Here is a 14,083-nt window from a genome sequence, read left to right on the forward strand (position 1 = left end):
TGATTTACAGTTTCCACTCGGGTCGTTCGAAATGGCAGGTATACCCGAATGGATTTTTTTGCAGGTAATCCTGGTGTTCTTCTTCTGCCTCCCAGAAATCTGTGGCAGGTACCACTTCGGTAACAATTTTACCCGGCCATTTACCCGAGGCTTCCATCTCTTTGATGAGTTGAAGAGCTGTTTGCTTTTGTTCTTCGTCCAGGTAAAAAATGGCGGACCGGTAAGAAAGCCCGATATCATTTCCCTGGCGGTTTTTGGTGGTAGGGTTGTGGATCATGAAAAAATATTCGAGCAGTTTCCGGTAGGAGAGCACATCCGCATCAAAGCTGATGGCGATGCCTTCAGCATGGGTACCATGATTGCGATAAGTGGCATTGGGAACATCTCCGCCAGTGTATCCAACAACGGTGTGTTTTACGCCGGGCAGGTGCCGGATCAGTTCTTCCACACCCCAGAAACAACCACCGGCCAATATTGCTTTTTCAGTTCTCATTGAAAATTATTTTACCATCAAACAGCGTTAAAACTACTTTTGTTTTGGCAATATCCATAGCAGGGATAGAAAACAGATCCTGGTTAAACACGATGATATCTGCAAGGTAACCCGGCTGCAATTTGCCTTTGCTGTTTTCCTCGAAGGAGGAGTAAGCGCCACCCTGGGTATAGGCTTTTAATGCATCCTGGATGGTGATTCTTTGCTCGGGTACCCATCCGCCAGGTGGATGTCCTTCAGGGGTTTGCCGGTTCACCGCAATATGCAATCCACGTATAGGATCGGGGGTGGTACAGGCCGGCCAATCACTGCTGAAAACCAGGTGCACCTTGTTCTTCAACATGGACTTCCACATAAAGGCATGCGGAATTCTTTTTTCTCCTACAGCTTTTGCCCATACTTCGATATTGCCCGGATCTGCATGAATAGGTTGCATGGAAGCCATCACGCCCAACTTTGCAAAGCGGGGAACATCCTGCGGGTTACATTGTTCGATGTGTTCAATGCGATGGCGCCTGGCTTTGGTGCCATTTGTTTGGTGTGCTTTTTCATAGGCATTCAATGCTTCCCGCACCGTGCGATCTCCAATGGCATGGGTATAAATCTGGAATCCTTCTTTATCAAACCGGTTTAAAAGCGATTGATATTTTTCAAGAGGCAAAGCAAAATCACTATTGGCATGCGTGCCATCGGGTAAGGCATCACTATAGGGTTCCAGCATGGGAGAAGTGTGCGATTCAATTACGCCATCCAGCATGAATTTAATACTAACGGCTTTGAGTAGGGGATGGCTTTTGGTGCGGTTTTTTACTTGTATGAATTGCTGGATGTCTTCTTCCTTTGTGTTTTTGCCGGCACTGAAGGCAGTGGAAGACCGAAGGGTGAGTTCTCCTTGTTTAAGCAGGGTTTCATACAATTGGAATTCAGCAACAGAGCCACTGGCATTTTGAATACTGGTGATACCGAGTCGCGCTGCATATTTCATACCTATGCGAAGTGCCTCCAGTTTTTCTTCTGTAGTGGGAGGAGGAACTATTTTCTCAACCAGGCTGCCGGCTGCTTCTGTGAAGGCACCTGTTGGCTTTCCCTCCGGATCTTTAATGATGGAACCAAATCCATCAAATTGGGTTGTACTGGAAATGCCAGCCAGTTCCATTGCTTTGCTGTTCACCCAGATACTGTGCCCATCATAGGCATCCAGCACAATCGGGCGGTCGGGACTGATTTTATCCAAAGCGATGAGAGCTTCCTTGTTGGGCATTCCTCCTTCAAAGAGATTGTACTGCCAGCCCATACCGGTAATCCATTTTTTGTTGGGGTGATCTTTTACAAATTTTTCAATTGCGGATAGGGCTTCTTCCAGTGTTTTCGCCTGGTAGAGATCAACGCCTGTGAGTCCCATGGACCCGGAAAGAAAATGGGTATGGGCATCGTTGATACCTGCTGTTGCGAGTTGGCCGTTGAGGTCAATTAGTTGAGTGGATTTCTGTGCCAGTTTTTTGATGTCGGCGTTTGATCCGATATGGGTAATGGTGTTACCGGTTATGGCAATTGCTTCGACAAATTCTGCATCATTGCCTGTCCAGATTTTTCCATTGAATAATATGAGTGTGGGAGCGTTGCTATTTTGAGCAAACAGGAGTTGACTACAAATGAGTAGTGCGGTAAGTAATAGGAGGAATCGCATAGTAATTAAAATTACAACTAAGCCGGTGTATTTATACTTTGTTCCATGCAAGAACCTGTACTCCTTCTGAATAATGGGTGCTGTCGGGAGGTATGCTGCCAAGGTTTAACTCGCCAACTTTATAATGGAGCTGTTGTGTTTTTATTTCAACCTCCGCAAGGGGCCATTCCAGGTGATGAATATCGAAGGTATAGATTTGATCCTGCTGCACCAGGTGGAGGCAATACCGTTCCGTGAGCCAGGTATCTAACAATGATTTATGTAAAACAGGCTTACCGATTTGATAGGAGAGATCCAATTGCTGATTTGCTTTTGGATTGACGGAGTTGTATGTTTCGGAACCTCGATGCATCCTTGCTTTCTGGTATGGAAGTCCCGATAGCATTCTGGCAAGAAAAGCTGAAATTGTTTTTTCTGCTTCAATACTCAGGAAATAAACACCCGCTTTGTTTTCATGATTCGTATAGGTCCGGAGATTTATCTCATGAAAAGTTGAAATCGGGGGAAAAGCAGGTAAGAGCCTGGGCCGGATATTTTTCATTGTAAAAGCTACAACGGAAACATAATAGTCGCCATTAAATGAGTCAAGGTTTAGTTTTTCCGGAACTAAAGGCCGTAAGGTTTCAAAAGGAATTTTCCAATGAAGAAAGAGGGCGTTTATCCATTCCTGGTAATAATTCCAGTTATTGGCTGGAAGAGGAAATGGACGATGATGAAGCTGGGATAAAATTATTGATGACATCACAAATGCGCATATTGTATTTAATTTAAAGGTAATTTGGTTGAATACTTGTAGCAACAAATTAATGTGATAAAATGAAATTGTATTTTCTTTTTCTATTAGGGTTACTTAATCTCACTTGTACTATTTCTCAATCATCCAAAATAGATAAAAAAGTGCAACCTATTTCTGAAGATGAATTTAATAATAAGACAAAGCATTTACCTTTTTTCGATGATTATATTAGTCCCTACGAAGCCTTAGTGATAAAGGGTGATGATAACAAGTACTATATCAATCATAAAGGGGTGTGTTTTGTAGTCGATAATCTTTCGACAGCTGATTCTCTATTGAAGAAGCGTAATGAGATTAAACCATCCCCCGAAATGATTAAGTACCTGGATAATCTTTCTGCTATTCAAATTGATTCCATTTCAGCAATAGTCATTCACTCATTGCAGAAATTAAATGTAGAAATTCAGGTGTTTGATGATGATGGTATCCATAAAATAGATGAACAGATAGCGGTACTTAAAAATAGAGAAGCATTACTGCCTGCTTTCTATCTCATAGTAGGAGAATATTTTCGGTATGTTACGAATAATGAATATCAATGGGATAAGTTAACAGATAGTACGTACAACAAATCAATTCCAACATTAGTAAATATTAAAACAGGTCAGCCTGTTCAATTTTCGTTGGAAGTATTTCAACCTTGTTCAAATCTCTCAGTTTCTACCCCATTGTATAATGCATGTCAGATTTTTTTTTGGAAATTGTAAAATAAGAAATTCATTCCCTAACTTTCAGCCATGCGTGTAGTATTCCTGAGTTTACTGATGGTGTTGTCTGTGCTGTCTTTTGCACAGCAGCCTGGGGCGATGCCAGAGGTGAAGAAATTCTATTTCAAGAGCTTTTTCGATCGGGTAAAATCCCCTCAGAAAGGAGCCGATTTTGTGGAAACGGTAACGGTTGGAGCAGACAGTATCACACATGTCGAGATCCGGCATATTACCCTGGACCAGATTGTGCTGGATGCTTTCCTGAAAAAAGAAGAACCGGTAGGAATGTGGTACTATCATCTTGCCAATGGTGGTCGCCTCCTGAATTATGATTTCAATTTAGTCTATGGATCTGCAGCACCGGATTCTACTGAGAAAGCATTCTTTGTGCCCAACCTTCCTGAAATAACCAATCTCCTGGTTGATGTGCCGGAGAAAAAGTATGTCGCGCCTGAACTGGCAACCGGCGATGGCGATCTTTCTCAATTCATGCAGAACAACCTGGTTTTTCCCTACTATTCGATGGTGAATAAACAATATGGTCGCGTGTTAATTGGATTACAGATTGATGAAGAAGGTACTGTTTCCAGGATTACTGTTGAAAATGGCGTGAATGTTTATCTTGATAAAGAAGCCATGCGGATCATGAAAAAAATCCGTTTTCGATCGGGTGCTAAATTGGATGGTCAGCCAAAACGAATCTATTACCGCCTCTACATTTCTTTTTTCCAATAAGTTGAGTCCGATGGATAATGAACTACTAATTAACCGTACGGTTGATTTTGTAAAAGAACAATTGGCTAATGCAGAAGGGGGGCACGACTGGTGGCATATTCATCGGGTATGGAAAACTGCCAAAACTATTGCTGAGCAGGAGCCCGTGGCCAACCTGGAGCTGGTAGAACTTTCCGCGCTGCTTCATGATATCGCTGATTCCAAATTTCATGGAGGCGATGATACGGTGGCTCCCAGGATAGCTGGAGAGTTTCTGGCATCGCAGGGTGTGGATCCCGCAATTATTCAGGAAGTACAATTGATCATTTCGCATATCTCATTTAAAGGCGGACATAATAAAGGAACGTATCAATCACTTGAGTTGTCGATTGTACAGGATGCGGATCGCCTGGATGCAATTGGAGCCATCGGTATTGCCCGGGCTTTCAATTATGGCGGATTCAAAAACCGGCCCCTGTATGATCCGGCACAACCACCGAACCTGCAGAAGACGGTGGAGCAGTACAAATTCAATAATGATCCAACCATCAATCATTTTTACGAGAAGCTGTTTCTTCTGAAAGACCGGATGAATACAGCTACAGGGAAGGCAATGGCGGAACAGCGACATGCTTTTATGGAAGCCTATGTGGAGCAGTTCTATGCCGAGTGGGATGGACATCGCTGATTTTATGCAAACGTTTTCATCGGTGGCTTTCAGGCTTATTCGGTATTTTCAGGACTTCATAAAAATGCTTGATTACCATGAAGTCAGTAGTTCGTATTGTTTGCCTGATGCTTTTTGTTGCGGCAGGCCAGTTTGTGCAGGCGCAACCCTCCCTCCTCCCAAAGCCTGAAAAAATAGTGATGGGCAGTTCAGGAGATCCCTTTCTGATCTCTCCACAAACTGCTGTGGTTGTGGCAGATAAAAGTCTGCAATCCAGTGCCGATTTTTTGAACAGTTACCTGTTGGATCGGTATGGTTTAAAACAGGCAAAAATTAAAAAAGGGAAGCAACTCAATTCGATTCAACTGCGGTTGGGTAATACAGGTTCTACCGTTTCAGGGGCATATCAACTGGAGGTTTCCGGGAAGTCAATTACGATCACCGGAACAGATGCACCGGGCGTTTTTTACGGTATTCAGACATTGATCCAGTTGTTGCCAACAGATACGGCTGCTCTGTTAACCATTGCTCCCATACAGGTGCAGGATGCGCCGCGTTTTCAATACCGGGGTATGATGCTAGATGTGAGTCGCCATTTCTTCCCTGCTGATTTCATCAAGAAATATATTGATCTGCTGGCACTGCACAAAATGAATCGCCTGCACTGGCATCTGACAGATGACCATGGCTGGAGAATTGAAATCAAGAAATATCCTCAGCTGACGGCCGTAGGTGCCTGGAGAAATGGAACAGTTATTGGCAATTATCCGGGACAGGGAAATACCAATCAGCGTTATGGTGGATTTTATACGCAGGCAGAGGTAAAGGATATCATCCAGTATGCAGCGAAACGACATATTACCATTGTGCCGGAGATTGAAATGCCGGGACATGCATCTGCTGCGATTGCTGCTTTTCCTTTTCTGAGTTGTTTTCCGGATCAGCCAACATTTATCAACAAGTTTCCATCAGAACTAAGCAAGCAAAAAGGTGGCAAGCAGGTGCAGGAAACCTGGGGCGTGCATACAGATGTATACTGTGCGGGAAACGATACGGTATTCAGTATGATGCAGGATATCCTCACAGAAGTAATCAATCTTTTTCCTTCTGAATATATCCATATCGGGGCGGATGAGTGCCCTAAAGACAACTGGAAAAAATGTCCGCGTTGTCAGCAACGAATCAAGGACCTGAAGCTGAAAGATGAACATGAACTGCAATCTTATTTTGTACAGCGCATTGAAAAATTCATCAATTCAAAAGGACGTGTACTGATCGGCTGGGATGAAATCCTGGAAGGCGGACTGGCACCCAATGCAGTAGTGATGAGCTGGCGGGGAGAAGCAGGTGGAATCGAAGCTGCCAAACAACGCCATGATGTGATCATGACACCCAACAGTTATGTTTATTTTGATTATTTCCAGGGAAAACCGGCTTTGGAACCCATGGCCATTGGAGGTTACCTGACCCTGCAGCGAGTGTATTCCTATGAGCCGATTCCTGCTTCCTTAACAGCAGAAGAAGCAAAACACATCAAAGGCGTGCAGGCCAATGTGTGGACCGAATATATTTCCAGTGCAGATAAAGTGGAGTATATGACCCTGCCCAGGATGGCAGCGATAGCTGATATTGCCTGGACAAGCCATCCGAAGGACTGGAATGATTTCACGCAACGTTTGGAAGTACAGTATGATCGTTATCGGTTTTGGAATTACAATGCAGCGCAGAGTGCGTACAATGTAAAGCAGTCGGTTGTAATAGATAGCGACCAGAGCAAAGCGACTATAAGTTTCAGTACGGATAATTATCAACCGGAAATCTATTTTACGCTGGATGGATCTGAACCAACTACTAAATCTACCTTGTATAAAAAGCCCTTTGATGTGCGGCGTTCGGTAACTGTCAAGGCAGCGAGTTTCAAAAATGGAAAGCAGGTAGGAAAAACAACGATACAACAGATTGTGCTTTGATGAAATTATTGCTCGTTTATACTATAACGTTAGTTGGTTTGTTGTTTGGCTGTTATACGGTCGAAGCTCAGCAGATGAAAGATCGGCCGAATGTGCTGGTTATTTATACGGATGACCTGGGTTATGGGGATCTCAGTTGTTATGGGGCCACCAAACTGCAAACTCCGAATATTGATAAACTGGCCAGGCAGGGACTTCGGTTCACCAGGGCTTATACCACCTCTGCCACCTGTACGCCATCGAGGTATGCCTTGATGACGGGACAATATCCCTGGAGAAAATCGGGTACGGGAGTACTGCCCGGTGATGCTGCACTGATTGTGCCAACCGATAAAACCAGTTTGCCCAGGGTATTTAAGCAGGCAGGTTATAGAACGGGAATAGTGGGGAAGTGGCATTTGGGGCTGGGAACTGCAGTAGCAAAGGATTGGAATGGAGGCATCAAGCCGGGACCCAATGAGGTTGGATTTGATTATTCCTTTATTTTTCCCGCAACAGCGGATAGAGTGCCAACAGTGTTTGTGGAGAATCATCGAGTAGTGGCGCTGGACCCTGCAGATCCGATTGAAGTAAATTATAAAGAAAAAATCGGAGATGAACCTACCGGTAAGGAACAGCCGCATTTGTTGAAGATGAAAGCGTCACCAAATCACGGTCATGATCAGACGATTGTGAATGGGATTGGCAGAATAGGTTATATGAAGGGTGGCAAAACAGCCAGGTGGACAGATGAAGAAATGCCACTAACCTTTCTTTTAAAAGCACAGGAGTTTATAGGTGTGGATTCAAAGGAACCATTTTTCCTGTTTTATTCATTGACGGAGCCCCATGTGCCGCGAATGCCTTCCACGATGTTTAAGGGAAAAAGTGGCTTAGGATTCAGGGGAGATGCGATCCTGCAAATTGATTGGGCAGTAGGTGAAATTCTGAAGGTATTGGAGCAGTCCGGAAAGCTTGAAAATACCCTGATTCTTTTTTCGAGTGATAATGGGCCTGTCCTGGATGATGGATATGAAGATGGCGCGGTAACTCAATTGAATGGTCATCGTCCGGCTGGTGAGTTAAGAGGCGGTAAGTACAGCATATTTGAAGCAGGAACAAGGGTGCCCTTTATTGTATATCATCCAAAATTGGTGAAGCCTGGAACCAGTGAAGCGATGGTGAGCCAGGTAGATCTGCTGGCTTCCTTTGCGAGTTTTCTGAAAGTTAAATTACCTGCAGGTGATGCCCAGGATTCACAAATTCAGTGGGCTGCAATCATTGGTCAGGCTGCTAAAGGAAGAGCTTCCCTGGTGCTGAACGGTGCCAGTTATGCATTGGTGAGTGATAACTGGAAATATATTAGGCCCTCCAATGGGCCGGCGGTTTACCAGTTAACCAATATTGAGTCGGGGCATTCAGAACAGGCACAGTTGTATGATTTGTCGGCTGATCCCGGGGAGCGTGTTAATCTGGCTGAAAAGTTCCCGGAGAGGGTGAAAGCACTTGCTGCAGAGTTGAAATTGCTAACTACAGGCAGCAACTAAAAAATACCTGTTCATTTTTCGGTGGTGCGGGTGCTTGCGGTGGTGTTCTTTTGTATGCTTAAATTTAATACATGGCCAGCGCACTCACTGATGATCGCATGTACCAGGCCCTGGTAGAGAAGGACCCGGAATTTGAAGGAGTTTTTATAACCGGCGTAAAAACGACGGGAATATTTTGTCGCCCTACCTGCACAGCGCGTAAACCCAAGCGCGAGAATGTAGAGTTTTTTCCGGGGGTACGGGATGCCATTGCTGCAGGGTATCGGCCTTGTAAAGTTTGCCGGCCCATGGAGCAACCTGCTGCAACACCGGAGGCTATCCGGGGCTTGATCAGAGATCTTGAAAATGATCCTTCTATCCGGCTAAAGGATTATGATTTGAAGCAGCGTGGATTTGAACCAGCTACCCTGCGACGCTGGTTTCTCAAGCACCATGGCATGAGCTTTCATGCATTTCAACGGATGTTGCGGATCAACAATGCTTTCAAGAAAATTCAAAACGGCGAGTCGGTTACAGGTGCAGCATTTGATGCAGGATATGAATCCAACAGTGGCTTTGTAGAAGGATTTCGCTCGATCTTTGGGGTAACGCCCTCCAAATCAAAAAATGCTGGTATGATTGACTGTAAGCGAATTGAAACACCTTTGGGTACTATGCTGGCATGTGCAACCAGCAAAGGCATTTGTCTGCTGGAGTTTTCAGATCGTCGCATGCTGGAGACAGAACTGGTGTATTTGTCGAAGCGACTGAATGCGACCATTGTGCAGGGGTCTAATCCGCATTTTGAATTACTGGAAAAAGAACTGGCAGCATATTTTGAAGGGAAGCTCAAAACATTTACAACTCCTATTGATCTGATTGGAAGTCCGTTTCAGCTGGAAGTCTGGAATCAGTTATTGACCATACCTTATGGTAAAACGCGTTCTTATAAAGAGCAGGCGGACGCCCTGGGGAAGCCCCTGGCAATAAGAGCAGTAGCCAATGCAAATGGGTTGAACAAGATAAGTATCATCGTGCCTTGTCATCGTGTCATTGGATCGGATGGTAGTTTAACGGGCTATGGTGGCGGGTTGTGGAGAAAGGAGAAACTGCTGCAACTGGAAGGAGCGCCCATCCGCTTATCACTTTTTTGAAATCAGTTGGGTGCTTTTTGAGCAGTTAAATAGGCTGAATCAGCTGAACGCATCGCGGCAGTATCCGAATGTTCAGGGTTTCCAGGCTTTCTTTGGGTTCGCCATCAATATGTAAAGGCGCCAGATCCTTGTTGCGAATCTGGATTTTAGCTGTTTGAAAATATTGGATGGTTCCGGTTTGCTCTTCAAGTGCACTTGTAAGTTGCCCGGTTCTTACCTGCTGCATGAGGGCAAAAGGAAGTATCGCTTTATTCATTTTGGGCACAACTACGATATCCAGTAATCCATCATTAAGGCTTGCCTTTGGCGCTATGGTAAACTGGTTTCCAAATTGATTGCTGTTGGCAACGCTGATAAAAAAGGCATCGGTCTGGATCACATGTTCTTCCACTACCATTTCGAAATGATAGGTAGTAGCAGTGAAATAATTCTTGATGGTTTGCTGGGTGTAGGTAAGCAGTCCTCTACCTGGCTGTTGTGCAAAATCATGGGCTACTTTGGCATCAAATCCGAGTCCGCATAACATACAGGCGAACTGTTCATTTACCAGGAAGGCATCAATATAGCGGGCTTTTCCTGTGAAAGCAAGTTCAATCGCTTTTTGCGGGTTTTTGGGAATACCTGCGCAATACGCGAGACCGTTTCCGGATCCGCAGGGTACAATTCCAAAATGGATGTCCAAATCCCGGAGATCACTCATGACGTTGTTGACGGTACCATCTCCTCCGCAAATAATTACATCGGTATATGCTTCTTCTTCAATTCGTTGCCGAACAAAAGAGTAATCGCCACTGGCAACAGTTGGTAGGACAATAGCCTGCGACTTGAACCTTTCGGCGGTCTGTTTGACTAAATCAGCCAGATCGGCTTTAGGCCTGGTTCCGGAAATCGGGTTGACCAGGAAGATCAGTTTTTTCTGCGAGGGGTCCACTCTCATGCATTACCCTTTGGTTAAGGCAAAGCTAAGGGATCAGGGCTGTTTAAGATGCTTAAATTCTGCTGCGGAAATTTTAATAACGGTACCATGGCGGGCGCCTGCAGGAAATCTGAGTTGCGGGCTCATATCTTCCCATTGGCGCAAATCTTTTGACCGTAAACAGGCATACTGTTTGGCAGTATACTGATCATAGTACATCCACCAGTAGCCCTTATGGTAAATCATAGTGGGACCTTCGGCCCAGGTTTTACCGGAAATAGGTTCAGATGGTTTGGAATAGGGGCCAGTCAGTTGTTTACTGGTGGCGATCCGAATATTTTTCTCGGGCGATGGTTTCAGTGTTTCATCTTTCAGCAATAGGGTGTAAGTGTTGCCGGTTTTATAGATACTGGCATCAATCACATTAAAACCCTGGTCGTAGAGCAAGGCGGTTGGCGTGAATGATTTAAAATCCCGGGTTAGTGTGTAATAGATGCGGTGATTGTATTTATCATCTCCATTTCCTTCTGTTTTTGGGAAGCGACCAGGTATGGTCGATGACCAAAAGATGATGTATTGTTTGGTATTCGCGTCATAAAATACTTCCGGTGCCCAGGTATTAAGGGTGGCAGGCTCCTGTTTCATAACAGGGATGAATACCTGCTCAGACCAGTTAACCAGATCTTTCGAGTGTGCATAACCGATACCCTGATCATTCCAGCTTACGGTCCAGACCATATGAAAACGGCCATCCCCTCCGCGGGTAATGCAGGGGTCGCGCATCAGTTTATCATTGGCAACAGTGGGGGTAAGAAAAGAGGAATCTCCTTTAAGGGAGGCCCATTGTAAACCATCATAACTATATGCCAAATGAAGTCCGTCTTCTCCATTGCCCTTGAAATAGGAAAAAATAAGTACACTATCGATCTTGATTGCCTGGGCGGAGGAAAATACTGGCAGCAATCCGAAGATCACTGCCAGCAGGAGTTTATACTTTTGGAACTTTATATCCATTTTGGTAATTAGCTTTCAGCAGGGCGTTGGCAGCTTTGCTGTTGAATTGTGATTTAGCGTTGTCCCATTTGAGCAGTTCCTTTGTGCGGAAAGCGATGTTACCTAATTGACAAACCTGTGCGGTTAAGGATGCCTGTTGGATGGGCGTATTCAGTTTAGATGGATCTTTTGACTTGATTGCTTCCAAAAAATTGGCCATATGTCTTTCGAGAGAATCTCCTTTGTCCTTTTGAAACTCCACTGGCTCCATCTTTCCTTTTTCTTCTTTCACATACCATCCTTCCCGGTTTAATACCAGGGTACCGTTGTTACCGATAAAGGCAGTGCCATGTGTTAGTCCATATGGACCGAGATCGATACCGGTTGCGTGTTCCCAAACGATGTTAAACTTATCGTATTCAAACACAGCAGCCAGGGTATCCGGCGTTTCAGAAGCGTCATCCGGGTAGGCCATTTTACCACCGGAAGCCATCACCTGGTTGGGGAACTGGGCTTTCATGCCTAATAAAGCATAGTCCATCATGTGTACCCCCCAGTCGGTCATGAGTCCGCCTGCATAATCCCAGAACCATCTGAAATTAAAGTGAAAGCGATTCGCATTAAAAGGCCGTTTGGTGGCGGGACCCAGCCATCTCGTGTAATCTACACCGTTAGGAACTGCAGCATCCTGTCTGATGGGAACCGGTTTCATCCAGCCCATATAGGCCCAGGACTTGACAGTGCGGATATTACCCAGCTTACCACTATGCACAAAATTGACAGCTTCCTGGAAATGAGGTGCACTTCGTTGCCACTGGCCAACCTGAACGATGGAACCATAGCGTTGCTGGGCAGCTTCCATAACCCGGCATTCTTCTACTGAGTTACCACAGGGTTTTTCAACATAAACATGTTTACCGGCGGCACAGGCATCCACCATCTGGATACAATGCCAATGATCTGGTGTGCCAATGATCACAATATCTATATCCTTATTATCCAGTAACTCACGGTGATCCTTATAGGTTTTTACCGGCATACTGCGGGAAGCGAGTTCTCCGGCTCTTTTGGTTAATACATTTTCATCAACATCGCAAAGTGCGATACAGCGAACATTGGGTTGTTTAAGGATTGCCTGGAGATTACTCCATCCCATTCCGTTACAACCGATCACACCTACATTGATTTGATCAGCGGCGCTCAGTTTGCCGGAAAAAGAGTTTGCGAAAGAAGGCAGGGCAGTTACACCCAGTGCAAGTGTTGCGGATTGCGCGAGGAAACGTCTACGTTGGTTTGACATGACGGCTGGTTTGGTTTGTATGGATTGGTAATATACAAACTAAATCGTTAAACGCCATGCGGTACTGTTGGTCTTTACCACCTCAGGAGGGCACTTGCCCAGGTGAATCCGCTTCCGAATGCTGCCAGGCAAACCAGGTCGCCGGCTTTGATCTTTCCTTTTTCCCAGGCTTCACAAAGGGCGATGGGAACTGAGGCGGCAGTGGTATTACCATACTGCTGAATATTGTTATAGACCTGGTGATCGGCCAGCTGGAGTTGCTGTTGTACAAACTGTGCGATGCGCAGGTTGGCCTGGTGTGGGATCAGCATGTTGATATCGGAAGCCTTTAATCCGTTTGCTTGCAGGGCTTCATTGATGACTTCCGGAAATTTAACCACGGCTTTTTTGAAAACAGCGGGACCATCCATATAGGGAAAGTTCTGAGCCTTGTCAATCATTTCATGGCTCATGAACTGTTCTCCGATGGTGGCGCCTTCTTTAAAATCAGCATAGTGGCCCCAGTGATTGGCATGGGTACCAGGGTTGTACATGGCAAGCAGTTCAGCGCTTTCGCCATCACTGTGAAGGTGCGTGCTCAGGATACCCTGGTTGGAATTTTCGGTAGGTTGCAACACCACTGCGCCGGCACCATCTCCAAAGATCACTGCAACATTGCGCCCGCGGGTACTGAAATCAAGCCCGAAGGAATGTTTCTCACTACCTATCACGAGGATGTTTTTATACATCCCTGTTTTTATGAACTGATCAGCTACCGATAATGCATAAACGAAACCACTGCACTGGTTGCGGATGTCGAGAGCGCCAATCTCTTTCATTTTCATGGCCCGTTGAACCAACACGCCGCAGCCGGGGAAATAATAATCAGGGGAGAGGGTAGCAAAAACAATGAAATCAATATCCTGTGGGGTGATTCCTGCTCTTTCTATTGCGATTTTGGCAGCTTCCACACCCATGGTTGTGGTGGTTTCACCCTGGCGGTCGGCATACCTGCGTTGGGTGATTCCTGTTCGTTCGCGGATCCATTCATCACTGGTTTCCATATACTGGGTCAGGTCCTGGTTGGTCACAACATTCTTTGGAACATACATTCCTATTCCCGCAATCTTTGATCGGAGCATGGCAAACAATTATCCTGCAAATATAATCACTCCACCCGCCGTAAAGGAGTGAAATTTCGT

13 protein-coding genes are annotated in these 14,083 nt (G+C 45.3%); 6 read left to right on the forward strand and 7 right to left on the reverse strand.

The window, feature by feature from the left end:
• Positions 1-4: 4 nt before the first annotated feature.
• Genes msrA through L0U88_RS13555 form a run of 3 tightly spaced genes read right to left on the reverse strand, consistent with a single transcriptional unit; the run spans position 5 to position 2,922 of the window.
• Positions 5-493: a peptide-methionine (S)-S-oxide reductase MsrA gene (gene msrA / locus L0U88_RS13545; RefSeq protein WP_234866605.1), complete on the reverse strand. Its 489-nt coding sequence runs from the start codon at positions 491-493 to the stop codon at positions 5-7.
• On the reverse strand, positions 483-2,180 hold the full coding sequence (locus L0U88_RS13550) for an amidohydrolase (protein WP_234866606.1): 1,698 nt from the start codon (positions 2,178-2,180) through the stop codon (positions 483-485). Before L0U88_RS13550 ends, msrA begins: the two co-directional genes overlap by 11 nt.
• A 31-nt stretch (positions 2,181-2,211) precedes the next feature.
• The gene (locus L0U88_RS13555; RefSeq protein WP_234866607.1) at positions 2,212-2,922 is read right to left on the reverse strand and encodes a YqjF family protein; all 711 of its coding nucleotides are present in this window, start codon (positions 2,920-2,922) and stop codon (positions 2,212-2,214) included.
• Positions 2,923-2,996: 74 nt separating this feature from the next.
• On the opposite strand from L0U88_RS13555, the gene L0U88_RS13560 reads away from it, so the two are divergent.
• The 6 genes from L0U88_RS13560 to L0U88_RS21210 all read left to right on the forward strand — a co-directional run bounded on the left by L0U88_RS13560 (position 2,997) and on the right by L0U88_RS21210 (position 9,693).
• Positions 2,997-3,683, forward strand: coding sequence for a hypothetical protein (locus L0U88_RS13560; RefSeq protein ID WP_234866608.1), 687 nt, complete (start codon positions 2,997-2,999; stop codon positions 3,681-3,683).
• Positions 3,684-3,713: 30 nt separating this feature from the next.
• A complete protein-coding gene (locus L0U88_RS13565) occupies positions 3,714-4,418 on the forward strand; it encodes an energy transducer TonB (protein ID WP_234866609.1) in 705 nt (234 codons plus the stop codon).
• 10 nt (positions 4,419-4,428) lie between these two features.
• Positions 4,429-5,085, forward strand: a complete 657-nt coding sequence (locus tag L0U88_RS13570; RefSeq protein ID WP_234866610.1) for an HD domain-containing protein — start codon at positions 4,429-4,431, stop codon at positions 5,083-5,085.
• A gap of 77 nt (positions 5,086-5,162) precedes the next feature.
• Positions 5,163-7,034, forward strand: coding sequence for a beta-N-acetylhexosaminidase (locus tag L0U88_RS13575; protein WP_234866611.1), 1,872 nt, complete (start codon positions 5,163-5,165; stop codon positions 7,032-7,034).
• The gene (locus L0U88_RS13580) at positions 7,034-8,560 is read left to right on the forward strand and encodes a sulfatase family protein (RefSeq protein WP_234866612.1); all 1,527 of its coding nucleotides are present in this window, start codon (positions 7,034-7,036) and stop codon (positions 8,558-8,560) included. The genes L0U88_RS13575 and L0U88_RS13580 overlap by 1 nt, the downstream gene beginning before the upstream one ends.
• A 71-nt stretch (positions 8,561-8,631) precedes the next feature.
• Positions 8,632-9,693 carry a bifunctional transcriptional activator/DNA repair enzyme AdaA gene (locus tag L0U88_RS21210; RefSeq protein ID WP_234866613.1) on the forward strand — a complete coding sequence of 354 codons (1,062 nt, stop codon included), beginning with the start codon at positions 8,632-8,634 and terminating at the stop codon, positions 9,691-9,693.
• 25 nt (positions 9,694-9,718) lie between these two features.
• Here the strand turns inward: L0U88_RS21210 and L0U88_RS13590 are convergent, their stop codons facing one another.
• From L0U88_RS13590 to L0U88_RS13605, 4 genes are all read right to left on the reverse strand, one after another.
• The gene (locus tag L0U88_RS13590; RefSeq protein ID WP_234866614.1) at positions 9,719-10,630 is read right to left on the reverse strand and encodes a diacylglycerol/lipid kinase family protein; all 912 of its coding nucleotides are present in this window, start codon (positions 10,628-10,630) and stop codon (positions 9,719-9,721) included.
• Positions 10,631-10,663: 33 nt separating this feature from the next.
• Entirely contained in the window at positions 10,664-11,623 is a 960-nt protein-coding gene (locus tag L0U88_RS13595; RefSeq protein ID WP_234866615.1) for a glycoside hydrolase family 43 protein, read from the reverse strand.
• Positions 11,598-12,902, reverse strand: a complete 1,305-nt coding sequence (locus tag L0U88_RS13600) for a Gfo/Idh/MocA family protein (protein WP_234866616.1) — start codon at positions 12,900-12,902, stop codon at positions 11,598-11,600. Before L0U88_RS13600 ends, L0U88_RS13595 begins: the two co-directional genes overlap by 26 nt.
• A 74-nt stretch (positions 12,903-12,976) precedes the next feature.
• Positions 12,977-14,023 carry a 3-oxoacyl-ACP synthase III family protein gene (locus L0U88_RS13605; RefSeq protein ID WP_234866617.1) on the reverse strand — a complete coding sequence of 349 codons (1,047 nt, stop codon included), beginning with the start codon at positions 14,021-14,023 and terminating at the stop codon, positions 12,977-12,979.
• Positions 14,024-14,083: the final 60 nt, after the last annotated feature.

Source organism: Flavihumibacter fluminis, assembly GCF_021491375.1.
GTDB lineage: Bacteria > Bacteroidota > Bacteroidia > Chitinophagales > Chitinophagaceae > Flavihumibacter > Flavihumibacter fluminis.

Bases quoted from the DNA above. Each gene is read 5' to 3' on its own strand.
- msrA (WP_234866605.1), bottom strand. From the start codon at position 493: ATGAGAACTGAAAAAGCAATATTGGCCGGTGGTTGTTTCTGGGGTGTG.
- L0U88_RS13550 (WP_234866606.1), bottom strand. From the start codon at position 2,180: ATGCGATTCCTCCTATTACTTACCGCACTACTCATTTGTAGTCAACTC.
- L0U88_RS13555 (WP_234866607.1), bottom strand. From the start codon at position 2,922: ATGTCATCAATAATTTTATCCCAGCTTCATCATCGTCCATTTCCTCTT.
- L0U88_RS13560 (WP_234866608.1), top strand. From the start codon at position 2,997: ATGAAATTGTATTTTCTTTTTCTATTAGGGTTACTTAATCTCACTTGT.
- L0U88_RS13565 (WP_234866609.1), top strand. From the start codon at position 3,714: ATGCGTGTAGTATTCCTGAGTTTACTGATGGTGTTGTCTGTGCTGTCT.
- L0U88_RS13570 (WP_234866610.1), top strand. From the start codon at position 4,429: ATGGATAATGAACTACTAATTAACCGTACGGTTGATTTTGTAAAAGAA.
- L0U88_RS13575 (WP_234866611.1), top strand. From the start codon at position 5,163: ATGAAGTCAGTAGTTCGTATTGTTTGCCTGATGCTTTTTGTTGCGGCA.
- L0U88_RS13580 (WP_234866612.1), top strand. From the start codon at position 7,034: ATGAAATTATTGCTCGTTTATACTATAACGTTAGTTGGTTTGTTGTTT.
- L0U88_RS21210 (WP_234866613.1), top strand. From the start codon at position 8,632: ATGGCCAGCGCACTCACTGATGATCGCATGTACCAGGCCCTGGTAGAG.
- L0U88_RS13590 (WP_234866614.1), bottom strand. From the start codon at position 10,630: ATGAGAGTGGACCCCTCGCAGAAAAAACTGATCTTCCTGGTCAACCCG.
- L0U88_RS13595 (WP_234866615.1), bottom strand. From the start codon at position 11,623: ATGGATATAAAGTTCCAAAAGTATAAACTCCTGCTGGCAGTGATCTTC.
- L0U88_RS13600 (WP_234866616.1), bottom strand. From the start codon at position 12,902: ATGTCAAACCAACGTAGACGTTTCCTCGCGCAATCCGCAACACTTGCA.
- L0U88_RS13605 (WP_234866617.1), bottom strand. From the start codon at position 14,023: ATGCTCCGATCAAAGATTGCGGGAATAGGAATGTATGTTCCAAAGAAT.